The sequence below is a fragment of the Bacillus sp. FSL R12-0074 genome (assembly GCF_038005725.1).
GTDB lineage: Bacteria > Bacillota > Bacilli > Bacillales > Bacillaceae_G > Bacillus_A > Bacillus_A mycoides.
On sequence record NZ_JBBOTR010000001.1, the window covers coordinates 4,894,021 to 4,908,842 of the forward strand.

Consider the following 14,822-nt stretch of genomic DNA (forward strand, 5'->3'; position numbering starts at 1 on the left):
TAGAAACGTTTTTTATGCATAGACAAAACAAAAAAGAGTGCAAACTTTTTTGCACTCTTTGAACTTACCTCTATTAGAAATCAAAGTTATCAGGATCTGGACCAACGCGGTGGTTCTGATTTAAAGCATCAATCTTTTCCATATCTTCTTTTGTTAATTCGAAGTCGAATATATTAGCATTCGCAATAATGCGCTGTTCTTTCGTTGATTTCGGAATTGTTACAACTTCATTTTGAAGGTCCCAACGTAAAATGATTTGCGCTGTTGTTTTACCGTACTTATCAGCAACTTCTTGTAAAGTTTCGTTATCTAATAATTGCCCTTGCATAAGTGGTGACCATGCTTCCATTTGAATACCTTGTTCTTTACAGAAAGCTTGTAATTCTTTTTGTGTTAAACGAGGGTGGTATTCCACTTGGTTGATCATCGGTTTAATTTCTGCATCTTTCATCACATTTTGTAGGTGATGGATTTGAAAATTACTTACGCCAATTGCACGTACGCGATCTTCTTTATAAAGTGTTTCTAACGCTCTCCAAGAATCTTTATATTTCCCTTCTACAGGCCAGTGAACAAGATATAAATCTAAATAATCTAGTTCTAATTTTTTTAAGCTCTCTTCGTATGCAGCAAGTGTCGTTTCATATCCTTGATCTGCGTTCCACACTTTTGAAGTAATGAATAAATCTTCTCGAGAAATTCCTGCTTCTTTTATACCAGCGCGAATGCCTTCTCCAACTGCTTTTTCATTTCCATAAATCGCAGCTGTATCAATGCTACGATATCCTTCTTTAATGGCTACTTTCACAGCCTCTACAAGTTCCGGTCCATCTTCTACTTTAAATACACCTAAACCGAACCAAGGCATTTCCACACCGTTATGCAATGTTGTTTTACTTTGTAAATTTTTCATTATATTTTTCTCTCCTTTATTTTGCTTGATCTCTTTTTTCTAAGTTCATACTCCAAGCTGTTAAAATAACAGCGCCTACTACCATAATGCCGCCTACCCAAGCTGTATGAATTAATCCTAACGAGTTCGTTACAATGCCGCCCAAATAAGCCCCAAGAGCAATTCCTGCGTTAAATGCTGCAATATTCATTGCTGATGCGATATCAACGGCACTCGGCACGAAACGCTCAGCCAATATAACGACATACACTTGTAGTCCTGGAACATTCATAAACGCGAATAGCCCCATAAAAATAATTGTGATAAGCCCTGCTACTTGAAACGGTGCTGTAAATGTTAGTACGAATAATACAATTGCTTGAACAAAGAACATGTAAAATAGTGCTCGAATTGGATTATGATTCGATAATTTTCCGCCAATCATATTCCCAATCGCAATTGCAATCCCGTACACTAATAAAATGATTGTAACGGTACTCGATTTAAATCCTGTTACTTCTTGTAATAGCGGAGATAAATACGTAAATGTTACGAATGTTCCTCCGTATCCTAATGCAGTAATGACGAAAACAAGTAAGAGTCTTCCGTTCGTGATAAGTTTGAATTGATCACGAAATGATACTCGTGTACCCTTTTTTAAGTTAGACGGAATTAACATGCTGTTTGCGACTAAGGCAACAATTCCAATGACCACAATCACCATAAAAGATGCTCTCCAGCCAAATTGTTGACCAATAAACGTTCCAATTGGTACACCTGTAATCGTCGCAACGGTTAAACCAGTAAACATAAATGCTATTGCACTAGCACGTTTATTCTCTGGTACAAGTGCAGCCGCAATTGTGGATCCGATCGACATAAAAACGCCATGTGCAAACGCAGAGACAACCCTCGCGATAAGTAACACAGTAAAACTCGTTGCTACCGCTGCAATTCCATTACCGATAATAAAGACAATCATAATCCACATTAATAATGTTTTTCGCGACATACTAGCAGTTAACGAAGTTAAAACAGGAGCACCGAATGCTACTCCTAACGCGTATAAAGAAACGGTTAAGCCCGCTGTTGTAACAGAAACATGTAAATCTTCCGAAATAGATGGTAATAAACCGACACTAATAAACTCGGTTGTACCAATTCCAAATGCACTAATTGCTAGCGCTAATAAAGCAAACATACTTCTTCGATTCGTCTGAACAGCCGAAGATGATACTGCATATGAATTCAATTGAACTCCTCCTTAATGCGAGAAATCCAATCATAATAGTGTGATAAAAAGGCCTTTTTATCTTCTACAAAAATAACTTTACTGCTGATAAATGCTATTATGAATGGCTTCACTCTTTTTTTGAAGAACGCACTTTAAAGTACGATAGGTACCCAAAAGTAACATAGGCACTTTTTAGTACCGTACTACTCATTTCCCTCTTACGTATGCTATTATGAAACATATTCAACACGATAAAAAGTACGTACTTTAAAGTGCTATAGGCACTAAAAAGTAACATTTAACTTATTTAGCTTCTTTTGTTGAAGAACTGAAACTTACATTCATCAAAGGAGAGTTTTATATGAAGAAATATAATATTCCTGTCGAGGCGACTTTAGAGGTTATCGGTGGCAAATGGAAAGTCGTTATTCTTTGCCACTTAACGAAAGGTACAAAGAGAACGAGTGAACTAAAACGTTTAATGCCTGGTATTACACAAAAGATGTTAACACAGCAATTACGCGAATTAGAAGAAGACGCAGTTATTCAAAGAAAGGTATACAATCAAGTACCACCGAAAGTAGAATATTCTCTTACAGACTACGGTTGGTCTTTAGAATCCATTCTTGATTCTCTTTGTACTTGGGGCGAATGCCACCTTGAAAAAAGTGGTAACACATCGATGCTAATTACAGAGGATGAACAATAAGAAAAAGGAAAAAATGAACAGCAACTTGTCCATTTCCTCCTTTTTTTCTTTATATATATGTACATTTTTAAGATAGATAAAATAATTTATGCGCTTTCATGCCTTGTCAGTACTAGGTTACAGAATCAATATCAAATAATTAGGAATCATTTTTATGTTAACATACGTGTATATAGTATATAATATAGGATATATATTATATACACTTTCCGATAAGGGAACTTTCCATTATGCGGACAAGCCATGTATCGGACAGTTCATAAATAATAGGTAGGACATTATGGTTTTGGATTTATGATTTCAGCTTACTTGCTGTCATAAATTTAAAGGCATTTTATTGTGCTTTGTGAAACTTTGTATAAAGTTTCGCAAGTGTTTACTATCTTATCTATCAAAAATAAGAGTATTGCTATCGTAAAGGAGAATTGGAGATGCCAGAAACTATGACTCAAACAAAGCCAGAACAAGAAACTGTACAAATTTCTGCTAGCCAAGGACAACTTGATGTACTTGATCAGTTGTTAAAACCTGAGGTACAAGAATCATTAACAACACTAGTAGAACAGCTTCCAAAATTAACTGAGCTTGTTAACATTTTAACTAAGTCTTATGACTTCGCTCAAACTGTTGCTACTGATGAAGTATTAAAAAGCGACACTGTTAGTGCAATCACAGAGCTTGTAGAACCTGTAAAAGATACAGTGAAAAGCATGGCTGCAACTGCTATCGAAGCGAAAGATCGTGCTGATGAAAGCAACGAAGTTATCGGCCTGTTCGGTCTATTAAAATTACTAAAAGACCCACAAGCACAAAAAATGTTCCGCTTTGTGAACGCATACCTTCAAATTAGTGCAGAACGTAACAATAAATAATTTAACTTATAACAACAATTAGTAAAGACGGGGGATATCATACTATGTCAAAACAAATTGTCATCTTAGGCGCTGGTTATGGCGGTCTTCTTGCCGCTTTAAACGTACGTAAATATTACAGCAAATCAGAAGCACAAGTTACAGTGATTAACCAATACCCAACGCACCAAATCATCACTGAATTACACCGCCTTGCAGCTGGTAACGTTGCTGAGCAAGCAATTGCAATGCCACTTACAAAGCTTTTCAAAGGTAAAGACATCGATCTTAAAATTGCAACAGTTGAGTCATTCTCAGTTGATAGCAAAGAAATCAAACTAGCTGGTGGCACTACGCTATCTTACGATGCACTTGTAGTTGCTTTAGGAAGTAAAACTGCTTACTTCGGTATTCCAGGACTAGAAGAAAACAGCATGGTATTAAAATCTGCTGCTGATGCAAACAAAATCTACAAACACGTTGAAGACCGTATTCGTGAATACGCTAAAACGAAAAACGAAGCTGATGCTACAATCGTAATCGGTGGTGGCGGATTAACTGGCGTTGAGCTAGTTGGTGAGCTTGCTGACATTATGCCTAAACTTGCAAAAAGCCACGGCGTAAATCCAAAAGAAGTTAAACTTCTTCTTGTTGAAGCAGGTCCAAAAATCCTTCCAGTATTACCAGACCACTTAATCGAACGTGCAACTGCTAGCTTAGAAGCACGCGGTGTTACATTCTTAACAGGTCTTCCTGTAACAAACGTTGCTGGTAATGAAATCGACTTAAAAGACGGTCAAAAAATCGTTGCTAACACATTCGTTTGGACAGGCGGCGTACAAGGTAATCCATTAATTGGTGAATCAGGTCTTGAAGTAAACCGCGGTCGTGCAACTGTTGATGCACATCTACAATCTACTTCTCACAAAGACGTATTCGTTGCTGGAGACAGCGCTGTTGTCTTCTCTCCAGACGGTCGTCCATACCCACCAACTGCACAAATTGCTTGGCAAATGGGTGAGTTAATTGGATACAACTTATACGCAGCACTAGAAGGCAAAGCATTCGAAGAGTTCGCACCTATCAACTCTGGAACACTTGCTAGTCTAGGACGTAAAGATGCTGTTGCTACAATCGGAGCAAGCAATACTCCGCTTAAAGGTTTACCAGCATCATTAATGAAAGAAGCAAGTAACGTTCGTTACTTATCACACATTAAAGGTCTATTCAGCTTAGCATACTAATCTGAATATAAGCCCGAATCATGCCCTGCATGGTTCGGGCTATTTTTATCCCGCTATTTGCGGGCTGATAATCAGTGGGATGAACAAAACCCCCCACTGATTAAAGTTTCACTTTATCCGTAATTTTCTCTAACTTATTTATTCGACAAAAGAATAATATAACCTCTTTAATTATCAAAATATACTGACTTTTTTATGTCGAAATTGTGTATATGAAAAGAGCGGAAGTAGATATCTTCCCTACTTCCGCTCTTTCACAAGAACTATTCTCCTAATTCCACTAAGCTGTAGTTCTTCTTCCCTTTACGAATAATGATGAATCGTCCATCAAATGAATTTTCTACAGTAACATCCCTACTGACATCCGTTACTTTTTCACCATTCATAGATATAGCCCCATTATTAATATCTTCACGCGCTTGACGTCTAGAAGGTTCAATTCCTAAATCAACTAGCCACTCTACGATATTTTTCGTCTCTTTTGAAGATTGGAATGTCGGCATCTCTTTAAAGCCTTGTTCAATTTCATCAGCTGTTAACGACTTAATATCTCCGCTAAATAACGCTGCTGTAATTTTCACTGCCTGTAAAAATGCTTCTTCTCCATGAACGAATTTCGTCATTTCTTCCGCTAATACTTTTTGTGCTTCACGTTTATGAGGCTCTGTTTCTACCTTCGCTGCTAATTCATCAATTCGCTCTTTCGTTAAGAACGTAAAGTATTTCAAGTATTTAATTACATCACGGTCATCTGTATTCACCCAGAACTGGTAAAATTCAAACGGTGTTGTCTTTTCCGGATCAAGCCAAATAGCACCACCTGCTGATTTACCAAACTTCGTACCATCTGATTTTAATAATAATGGAATCGTTAATCCGAATACTTTCGCTTCATGACCTTCTAACTTACGAATTAAATCTAAACCACTCGTAATATTTCCCCATTGATCACTACCACCAATTTGCAATTGAACATCTTCTTTTGTGTATAAATGATGAAAATCCATCGCTTGCAAGATTTGGTACGTGAATTCTGTGAAAGAAATCCCTGTATCTAAACGACTTGCGACAATATCTTTCGCTAACATGCTATTTATGCTAAAGTTTTTTCCGTAATCACGTAAAAACTCGATAATGTTTATTTTATGTGTCCAGTCATAGTTATTTACCATCTTCACTTCGCTATTCCCGCCAAAGTCAAATAGCTTTTTCATTTGCGCTGTTAACGCATCTACATTATGCTGCACCACTTCTAAAGTTTGCAGTTGACGCTCTGATTGACGTCCACTTGGATCACCAATTGTTCCTGTTGCCCCGCCAATTAAAATAACCGGATGATGACCAGCTAATTGAAATCTTTTCATCATCATGAACGGAATCAAATGTCCGATATGCATACTATCACCAGTCGGATCAACTCCGCAGTATAGTGAAATCTTTTTCTCTTCTACTAACTTACGTAAACCTTCTTCATCTGTCTGCTGATTCACAGCACCGCGCCATTCTAATTCATCAATAATATTCATCTTTTGTCATCCCCTTTATTTTTTAAAAACAAAAAAGCCCCTATGTCTATGACATAGGGACGATTATTCACCGTGTTACCACCCAGTTTGCATAAATAGCATAGCTATTCATACCACTCTTAGCAATAATATCGATTGCTAGTCCGCTTAGCGTTACCTAAGATACTCCAGAGTGTAATTCACAAGTTTGTTTGTGCTAGGTTCCAGCAACCCCTAGCTCTCTTTGATAACAGTGACAAACTGCTACTGGGCTCTTTCAACGTATATTTTATTTGTTAAATTATTAGCCATTATATTGAATCCAAATCAAATTGTCAACAATACCCAAATGTTATTTCGAAATAATTCATACTTTTATACGTTTTTTATTCAAAGATTACTGTAGATCTTCTCCAATAATCCTTACTTCTCTCTCTAATTTCACACCGAATTTTTCTTCAACAGTTGTTTGTACAAAATGAATTAAATCGATATAATCTTGTGCAGTTCCGTTATCAACATTCACCATAAATCCAGCGTGTTTTAAAGAAACTTCAACTCCGCCAATTCGCTTACCTTGCAGTCCTGATTCTTGAATAAGCTTACCCGCAAAATTATTTGGTGGACGCTTAAATACACTGCCACATGAAGGATACTCTAAAGGTTGTTTTGATTCACGCTTATACGTTAAATCATCCATCTTTTCCTTAATCTCTTCACGTACACCTTCTTCAAGTTCAAACCTCGCTTCAAGAATAATGTAATGATTGTTCGCAAATACACTCTTACGATATCCAAATTCAAATGCATCTTTCGTTAAAGTACGTAGCTCTCCATCACCTGTCATTACGACAGCTTCTGTTAGCACATATGCAACCTCACCGCCATATGCACCAGCATTCATATATAACGCTCCGCCAACTGAACCTGGTATACCACAAGCAAACTCAAGTCCTGTTAAACAGTGATCTAATGCAATTCGTGACACATCAATAATTGCTGCACCACACCCCGCAACAATCGCTGTCCCTGTTACAGTAACATTTGTAATATGAATTAAACTTACTGTAATCCCGCGCAGACCACCGTCTTTAATAATAACATTAGAGCCGTTTCCTAAAAACGTAACTGGAATATTGTATTGATTCGCATACTTTATAACTTCTTGAATTTCATCATAATTCGTAGGAGAAACGAACACATCCGCTTTCCCGCCCACTTTAATATGCGTATGATTCTTTAACATTTCATCTTGCTTCACATGACCTTCAGGCAATACTGTACTTAAATATTTATAAACCTCGTGCATATTCATTTTACGATTCCTCTATTTCTATAATCTTTTTATCCCGCTATATACGGGTCCATAATATCCCCACATAAAAATGCATTACAAAACAACAGCTAACGTGGTGAATACAGTGTACATAAAGCACACCTATAAACCTCTTAAATTATAAGAGGTTCCACTCATATTAAAATATATATCGCATAATAAAGCAACCCAAATGGGCTACTAAACTTGACATGTAACCATATAGACAACAATTTGTAAAATATATAGGTTTTTCAAAGTAATACCCTTCAATATCTTACTATACCATACGAAAGAAAAGTGGTATTTTTTTGTAATCTTTACTTTGTTTATGACATATAAGAAAATCGATTGAAAGCGGGAGATAAGACTCTCATGAAGATACTAAGTGAGATACAGGAATCAAAGGATTTAACGAAGGAATTTCAAGATGAAGTGGCAGTTGCGAAAGAGAAGAAAAAGCCGTGGTAGAAGTTTTGGTAAGGTTTGTATATAAACTACAAAAAGGTAGAAAAGTATACTTTTCTACCTTTTCGATTAGTGGAATAAAGATAAACCAATTTTTAAACAATGCTATTAGTTTTTAACCACTTTTCAAAAATTAATCTAGATTGTTCTTCAGTAGCATCTTTATCCCCTATTGAAAATATTTTCAAACCGTAACCAACAAATTTTTCACCTAAATTATGTTTACTAGCATATTCATACAAAAAATCCGCGTCAGCTTCATATTCTTCAATAAAAACATCCCATATAGGCTTGTCTATTTTCTTATATGCAATAACTTCTAAATCATATCCATCTTCATAATATCCTATATGCATATGTTGGTGTTCTTCATAGTTACACATACTATTAAATAATCTCTCCTTTACCAAATAATATGATGATCATTCAAATTTGGCGGGACATGATAATGTAAATATGGTCCTTTATTTTTTACTGGACCATAATCTAACCTAAATAACACTTTTTTAGTAACTTTAGATCTGACTTGAATAATTCTAGTTTTATATGGACCTTCAAGAATATATTTATTTGGTGCGTCTAATGCTTTTTGTACATAAGGTCTCGCTATTTTCCAACCTTTATCTGCAGCTGTTCTTCCCGCTTTTGAAGTTAAAACCCTTAATGCTCCAATAACAAGAGCTGGTAATATTTCTTGTTTAACTATTAATTCACCTGTAAGAGGATTTTTTTCAATAACATATTCAACTCTTGGTTTACTTAGTTCTCCTTCTAATTGTAAAAATACAGGGTCAGTTACTAAAAAATCATATTCGTTCTCGAATTTTTCAAAATCGAAGTTAGAAACATCGACATTAGATAAATCAATACCACCAGCTGCCTGTCAGCTACTAGACGACTTGGCTCTTACTTAGAGACTGGATTTTCACCAGCAAGCAGCGGACCAGATGAGCTGGACACGCCATAAAAAAAGAGCACATCCCACAGAATGTGCCCTTTCTATACTCATTAAATTATTTTTCGTTCTCTTCTTTTTCCTTATCAAACCATAATAGCTCATCGTCATCAACTTCACCATTATAATTGATTAGAATCTCTTCTCCCGCTTTTATATCTTTGTAAGCAAAGAAGTTAAACGTATGATTCTCGAAGACAATATCATACGTTGCATTCGGATTATATGCATGATTAAATAACATGCCGTATCCTAACAGGAATGCCGTATGATTTACCCCATACTCAAATGCGTAGTCAGCAAGTAACGTTTTCTCAATGTGTTCATGCTGTTCATTCGGATAAGAGATAACTGGTGCTGAGTGAATCAACTCACCCTTTTTAATATCACGAGTTGCAAATACCCCTCTATTAAATTCTCCATCACTAAGTTCAGAAGTCTTAACTTCGATCATATGCGTCACCTATATAATTCTTTCTTTGAAGTATTTTATTCCGCTATTTGCGGGGTTCAACTAATAATCAGTAGCGTATAGCCCCACTAATTAAAGTCTCAGTTTATCTCCTTAAGCTTGGCAGAAAACGCGCAGAAAAGCAATTAAATTACTATCAAGTATTCATTTAAATGAAAAAAGAGCACACATGGTGTACCCTTTTTAAGAGATATTACTTTTCTAAAATATCTTCTAGCAACTTCACTTGCTCGCTAACAGTATGTAACGTCTTCACCGATATATCATTTCGATGCTTTTCTTCTTCAACACTCGCTAACACTTCTTCCGTAGCTGCAGAAGTTTGTTGAATTACGTTAGAAGCATGTGTAACGTCCTTTACGATATTCGTCGTTTTAGCTTGGAAACTTTCTTGATGACCAACAATCTCCCTCATTACATCATTAATCGCATCAATAAACTTCCCTAAATCCGTTACATTCGTCAAAACACTTGCTAACATTTCGTTACATTCTTCTTGTACTCTTTCTGACTTCTCTACCTGCACTTCTACTTTACTTGCTTGATTACTAAACTCCTTCAAAATTCCTTGAATTCTCCCCGCAGAACGATTCGATTCTTCAGCAAGCTTTAATACTTCATTCGCTACAATAGCAAAACCTTTTCCATGCTCGCCTGCCCTTGCAGCTTCAATATTTGCATTTAAAGCTAGCAAACTCGTCTGACTTGAAATATTCGTTATTACATCTACAATTTCATTAATTTGTTTCGATTGTGTCATTAATTCTCTAAATATCGTTCCTGATTGTGAAACAACATCATTTAAACTTCTCATGTTAGCTTCAAAATTTCTTAAAGTATTTACACTACCCTTTGAGATTTCCAAACTTTTATCAACACGCATCGACGCATTTCTTACTTGAGAGATGATTTGGTCAATATTTCCCTCCATATCATTCAATACTTCTACTGAACGTGACATCATCTCTGATTGCGATTGAGTTCCCACTGCTACTTCTTCAAAAGCAAAGTTAATTTCACTCATTGACTCCATCGATGTATTCATATTTTGTCTTAAATGATTGAAATTACTATCTAGTTTCACAACTGTTCTCTCAATAAGCCTTTGCGTTTCTTCTAACTCCTGAGCTTTCTTCATCACCGCTTGCTTCTCATCACTTAAACGAGCCAACAGATTAGAACCAATCTTCGTTACACCCCACATTGCAATCGTTACAATCGCTAACAAGCTTGCGAAATTTGCAGCTTCAGATGACGCTGTATACGCAAAAAATTGATTTGGCCAATAACTACAAAGTATAAATGTAACAACAACTGCTACCCCGCCAAGAATTAAAATAAGACGTTCACTCAAATAAATAAGTGAAACCGCTAATGTAAAATAGACCATTTGAAATACAGCTGGGCTTTCATTAAATGCTTGTACCATAATGAAAGACATAATAAGTAGCATACATGTCATGATGTATTTATACATTGCTTCCATACTTTCTATAAAAGTAAGCAGCGTTCCAAATACTACGATAGAAATACCACACATCCAAAATGCTATTGCTCTCTCTGTAAAAATATATCCGTAATACCCAATCGCGATTATCCCAAGGAAGAAACTACACATCGTGATAAATAGCAATAAATGATTTTTCTGTGATTCTTTCTCAAGGTTAGAAAAACAAGTTCTCTTTAACCACTCCATATATGAAGCCCCACCTTCTACTCATACGTATCGATTACTTCAGCTTGAATACCGCACTCACTGGGTTATGATCGCTATTTTCAAACTTCAAATCTTTCCCTTGTACATTTACAATTTCAACATTCGGTGAAACGATAAAGCCATCAATAATCGTGACGAAATTTTCACCTTCCACATATTTCTTCACATCATCTCTCACAGTCATAACAGACGGATCTACAGCCCACTTAAAGCCACCATCAGTAAAGTCCTTTGGTAACTCTACTAACCACTCAGGACGCTCTTTCACGAACTTCGGATCACTTAACTGAGCGTTAGAAATTAATTGATTCCAGTCTCCGCCCATTATTACATAATCACCATTTTTATAATGCTTGTTCATATATTCTTTTAAATACTCCACTTGCTGCTTTCTAATTTTTCCGCCTTCATCATAAGCAGACAAATGTAAATTTACGAGTCTAACAAATTTCCCATTATTAACAGGAATTTTATGTTCAACAATCGCTCGGTCTAAATCAAATAAACGCTTTGGCCACGGCTCCATTCCAGGAAGCTGAAATCTCTTCGCTGTTTGAACCGTATATTTAGAAAATGTACTTAATCCAGCTTCAGCATATCCCATTGGACTTGTGATTGGTACAGGAACCCATTTTGTATCATAGTTCTTTCCGAACGAAGAAGTATAATCAGGCAGTCCTTTTTTCAAAAATTCATGCCCATTTACATCAAATGATCGCATTGATTTTATATCTACTTCTTGTAATAGCGCAAAATCACTATTCTCATTTTGTAAAAACGAAAGCATATTCTTTAAGTTAGTTTCCGTTTGTTCTTTACTACTTGAACCAGACCCTTTTCCCCCATCCATAAAGAAGTCTTGATCCTTATCTAGTCCAGCATATCCAATATTAAATGTTGTAACTTTAAATTCATTTTCATGCGCAATTACGCGCTCCTTATTGTTTTCCACCTTCAAGCTTATAACATCAGCCGGCTGTTCTTTTGTAAGTGTCATATAAGCTAAAAAACCACCTACAACTCCCACACCTACTAAAATACATATAAGTACTATTTTTAATAACTTTTTCAAACAAACGACTCCTTTTCTAAAACATACGATTTTACTTTTCTTTATTTTCAGTTAAATAAAAAAATGATAGACATACGAAATATTTTATCACACTGAAAACCTTATATCACTATATTTAGTTTATAAGTAAGGATTCCTTATCTTAAACTATTATATAAATACAAAATGCACCAACTTCTCTACTGGAAATTAAACGCAATGTTTAGTACACTATATGTAATAATCATGGGCGATGGAGTTCGCCATAACCGCTGCTTAGCTAATGACTCCTACCAGTATAACTACTGGTAGGAGTCTATTTTTTTGAGCAAGCTATTTAAAGAGGTGAGGAATTTGATTTATATTATCGTCGGTATAGCCGGTATATTAGGAGCCCTTTCTCGTTATTATTTAGGTCTTACTATTCATACATTTTGGCATCATTCTTTTCCATTAGCTACATTACTCATTAACTTAGCCGGCTGCTTCTTATTAGCATGGCTAACTACGTATATCGCCCGGCTAAACATCTTACCTTCAGAGGTTATCACAGGCATCGGGACTGGATTCATCGGTTCCTTTACGACGTTTTCAACATTTAGTGTAGAAACTGTGCAATTAATCAATCATTCTGAATGGAGCACGGCTTTCTTATATGTATCATGTAGCATACTTGGCGGTCTCATTATGTCTGGACTTGGCTATACACTAGGTGATTTCTTAATTAAGAAATCACTTACGGAGGGTGATCACTTATGATGGAAGCTTTATTAGTGGCAACTGGAGGTTTTTTCGGTGCGATTACACGATTTGCAATTAGCAATTGGTTTAAAAAAAGAAATAAAACACCCTTTCCAATTGCTACATTCCTTATTAATATAACAGGAGCATTTTTACTCGGGTATATAATTGGCAACGGAGTCTCTACAGGATGGCAATTATTATTAGGAACTGGATTTATGGGCGCATTCACCACATTTTCGACACTTAAATTAGAGTCCATTCAGCTTCTCAATCGCAAAAAAATTTACACATTCCTTTTATATTTAAGTACTACTTACATAATTGGTATCCTATTCGCATTCCTTGGAATGAAGCTCGGTGGAATATAAAAAAGCGACTCTATTGAGTCGCTTTCTTTCATAAGAAGTATGTCCCGCCATATGGAATGGAAAATAAAGTGAAACTTTAATCAGTGGGGGTTTTGTTCTTACCCACTGATTATTAGCCTTCACCAATCGGGCGTTTACGGGCAGTTGATCTCCCACCTAACTTCTTTGCTCCTGCCAAAGTAATAGCCGATCCTACTTGTCTTTCAGGATAACAATAATGATTCACCATGATTCAGCTCACTTTTTATTTTTCTTCCCTATCGTATGTTTCTATTTCATGGCAAGTGTTTTATTACGCTGTCTTTTTTCGAAGCACCGAGAAAAGAGCCACAAACAAAATTGCAACAATTCCAGTGAAGGTAAATAAATATGCTAACGGAATTAAGTAAAATGGCTCCACTAAAGTTCCGTCTGGTTTTACTTCCGAACCAATTACATTAAACATAATGATGCATAACACTCCTAAAAATATTGGACTAGAAGCTAATAAATATTTTTTCATAATATATTCTCCTTTGATTTCACAATTAATTTATCTGCATTCCTTTTTACTATTCTCAATACCATCATAATAAGCCCACTAACATTTTAAGTCAACAACTTTTTATTGTTTTACAATAAAAAGTTGTTGTTAAATACAATGAAAAAAGGCTATAGACAATGATCGTCTATAGCCTTTTCACTCCATTATTTCGTTCTAAAATATTCCTTCTGGAACATGCACATTCTTATCGCATTATGGTAGTTTCCATCAACGAAAAACTCGTCGAGAAGTTCTCCTTCTACCATAAATCCAACCTTTTTATAAACATGTACAGCCTTTTCATTCTCTTTATCAACAACTAAATAGAGTTTATGCATATTTAATACAGAAAAAGCGTAATCCATCGCTAAACGCGTCGCTTCCGCTGCATAACCATGTCCTTGATAATTCGGATCAATAATAATCTGGAATTCAGTTCTTCGATGAATATAATCAATTTCCACTAACTCAACTAATCCAACCATCTCATTATCTTTCTCCAGGATAAAACGGCGTTCACTTTGATCGTGGATATGTTTATCATATAAATCCTGTAGTTCTACAAAAGCCTCATACGGCTCTTCAAACCAATAAGACATAATATGTGCGTTATTATTAATTTCGTGCACGAACTTTAAATCTTCCCGTTCTAAAGGACGTAACTTTAATTCCTGACTCATTTCTATAACCTCCAAGTAAAATAACCTCTTCACTTAATTTCTCAATTTTTTTCGATTTCAAACGTCCTAATTACATTGTAAACCTTCAAGTAAC

The 14,822-nt window shown here is 35.8% G+C and carries 16 protein-coding genes, 1 pseudogene, 1 riboswitch and 1 other annotated feature; of the genes and pseudogenes, 6 read left to right on the forward strand and 11 right to left on the reverse strand.

Annotated elements, in window-relative coordinates:
* Nucleotides 1-73 precede the first annotated feature (73 nt).
* Complete coding sequence (locus NSS97_RS25605; RefSeq protein ID WP_445285994.1) at nucleotides 74-913, reverse strand: aldo/keto reductase; 840 nt, start codon at nucleotides 911-913, stop codon at nucleotides 74-76.
* 16 nt (nucleotides 914-929) lie between these two features.
* Nucleotides 930-2,093, reverse strand: coding sequence for an MFS transporter (locus NSS97_RS25610; RefSeq protein ID WP_165927670.1), 1,164 nt, complete (start codon nucleotides 2,091-2,093; stop codon nucleotides 930-932).
* A 394-nt stretch (nucleotides 2,094-2,487) separates the two neighbouring features.
* Here NSS97_RS25610 and NSS97_RS25615 point away from each other — a divergent pair, with 394 nt between their 5' ends.
* The 3 genes from NSS97_RS25615 (at nucleotide 2,488) to NSS97_RS25625 (ending at nucleotide 4,930) form a co-directional block, all read left to right on the forward strand.
* Nucleotides 2,488-2,835, forward strand: a complete 348-nt coding sequence (locus NSS97_RS25615) for a winged helix-turn-helix transcriptional regulator (RefSeq protein ID WP_107887240.1) — start codon at nucleotides 2,488-2,490, stop codon at nucleotides 2,833-2,835.
* 431 nt (nucleotides 2,836-3,266) lie between these two features.
* Complete coding sequence (locus tag NSS97_RS25620; RefSeq protein WP_002016003.1) at nucleotides 3,267-3,707, forward strand: DUF1641 domain-containing protein; 441 nt, start codon at nucleotides 3,267-3,269, stop codon at nucleotides 3,705-3,707.
* 44 nt (nucleotides 3,708-3,751) lie between these two features.
* Nucleotides 3,752-4,930, forward strand: coding sequence for an NAD(P)/FAD-dependent oxidoreductase (locus tag NSS97_RS25625; protein WP_002016002.1), 1,179 nt, complete (start codon nucleotides 3,752-3,754; stop codon nucleotides 4,928-4,930).
* Between the two features lie 263 nt (nucleotides 4,931-5,193).
* Here the strand turns inward: NSS97_RS25625 and tyrS are convergent, their stop codons facing one another.
* Nucleotides 5,194-6,456 (reverse strand): tyrosine--tRNA ligase, encoded by a 1,263-nt coding sequence (gene tyrS, locus NSS97_RS25630; RefSeq protein WP_012261963.1) that lies wholly within the window; start codon nucleotides 6,454-6,456, stop codon nucleotides 5,194-5,196.
* Between the two features lie 52 nt (nucleotides 6,457-6,508).
* Nucleotides 6,509-6,725: a binding site (T-box leader), on the reverse strand.
* Nucleotides 6,726-6,832: 107 nt separating this feature from the next.
* Nucleotides 6,833-7,750, reverse strand: coding sequence for a UDP-N-acetylmuramate dehydrogenase (gene murB, locus NSS97_RS25635; RefSeq protein ID WP_002016019.1), 918 nt, complete (start codon nucleotides 7,748-7,750; stop codon nucleotides 6,833-6,835).
* A 351-nt stretch (nucleotides 7,751-8,101) separates the two neighbouring features.
* On the opposite strand from murB, the gene NSS97_RS25640 reads away from it, so the two are divergent.
* Nucleotides 8,102-8,221, forward strand: coding sequence for a DUF3967 domain-containing protein (locus tag NSS97_RS25640; RefSeq protein WP_002016020.1), 120 nt, complete (start codon nucleotides 8,102-8,104; stop codon nucleotides 8,219-8,221).
* 92 nt (nucleotides 8,222-8,313) lie between these two features.
* On the opposite strand, the gene NSS97_RS25645 is transcribed toward NSS97_RS25640, so the two are convergent.
* The 5 genes and pseudogenes from NSS97_RS25645 to NSS97_RS25665 form a co-directional block, all read right to left on the reverse strand.
* Nucleotides 8,314-8,601, reverse strand: a complete 288-nt coding sequence (locus tag NSS97_RS25645; RefSeq protein ID WP_002089498.1) for a DUF3986 family protein — start codon at nucleotides 8,599-8,601, stop codon at nucleotides 8,314-8,316.
* Nucleotides 8,602-8,621: 20 nt separating this feature from the next.
* Nucleotides 8,622-9,092 (reverse strand): annotated as a pseudogene (locus tag NSS97_RS25650) (hypothetical protein); the annotation flags it as partial.
* 139 nt (nucleotides 9,093-9,231) lie between these two features.
* Nucleotides 9,232-9,627, reverse strand: coding sequence for an SET domain-containing protein (locus NSS97_RS25655; RefSeq protein WP_000573650.1), 396 nt, complete (start codon nucleotides 9,625-9,627; stop codon nucleotides 9,232-9,234).
* 211 nt (nucleotides 9,628-9,838) lie between these two features.
* Nucleotides 9,839-11,341: a DUF4077 domain-containing protein gene (locus tag NSS97_RS25660; RefSeq protein ID WP_107887239.1), complete on the reverse strand. Its 1,503-nt coding sequence runs from the start codon at nucleotides 11,339-11,341 to the stop codon at nucleotides 9,839-9,841.
* Between the two features lie 34 nt (nucleotides 11,342-11,375).
* Entirely contained in the window at nucleotides 11,376-12,434 is a 1,059-nt protein-coding gene (locus NSS97_RS25665; protein ID WP_002167413.1) for an endonuclease/exonuclease/phosphatase family protein, read from the reverse strand.
* A 219-nt stretch (nucleotides 12,435-12,653) separates the two neighbouring features.
* Nucleotides 12,654-12,713: riboswitch (Fluoride riboswitch) on the forward strand.
* Between the two features lie 54 nt (nucleotides 12,714-12,767).
* Here NSS97_RS25665 and crcB (NSS97_RS25670) point away from each other — a divergent pair.
* Both crcB (NSS97_RS25670) and crcB (NSS97_RS25675) read left to right on the forward strand, forming a co-directional pair.
* Nucleotides 12,768-13,172 carry a fluoride efflux transporter CrcB gene (gene crcB / locus NSS97_RS25670; RefSeq protein WP_002143706.1) on the forward strand — a complete coding sequence of 135 codons (405 nt, stop codon included), beginning with the start codon at nucleotides 12,768-12,770 and terminating at the stop codon, nucleotides 13,170-13,172.
* Nucleotides 13,169-13,525 carry a fluoride efflux transporter CrcB gene (gene crcB / locus NSS97_RS25675; RefSeq protein WP_002167412.1) on the forward strand — a complete coding sequence of 119 codons (357 nt, stop codon included), beginning with the start codon at nucleotides 13,169-13,171 and terminating at the stop codon, nucleotides 13,523-13,525. Before crcB (NSS97_RS25670) ends, crcB (NSS97_RS25675) begins: the two co-directional genes overlap by 4 nt.
* 292 nt (nucleotides 13,526-13,817) lie before the next feature.
* On the opposite strand, the gene NSS97_RS25680 is transcribed toward crcB (NSS97_RS25675), so the two are convergent.
* Both NSS97_RS25680 and speG read right to left on the reverse strand, forming a co-directional pair.
* Entirely contained in the window at nucleotides 13,818-14,030 is a 213-nt protein-coding gene (locus tag NSS97_RS25680; RefSeq protein ID WP_181295495.1) for a DUF3955 domain-containing protein, read from the reverse strand.
* A gap of 182 nt (nucleotides 14,031-14,212) precedes the next feature.
* On the reverse strand, nucleotides 14,213-14,728 hold the full coding sequence (gene speG, locus NSS97_RS25685) for a spermidine N1-acetyltransferase (protein WP_107887237.1): 516 nt from the start codon (nucleotides 14,726-14,728) through the stop codon (nucleotides 14,213-14,215).
* Nucleotides 14,729-14,822 lie beyond the last annotated feature (94 nt).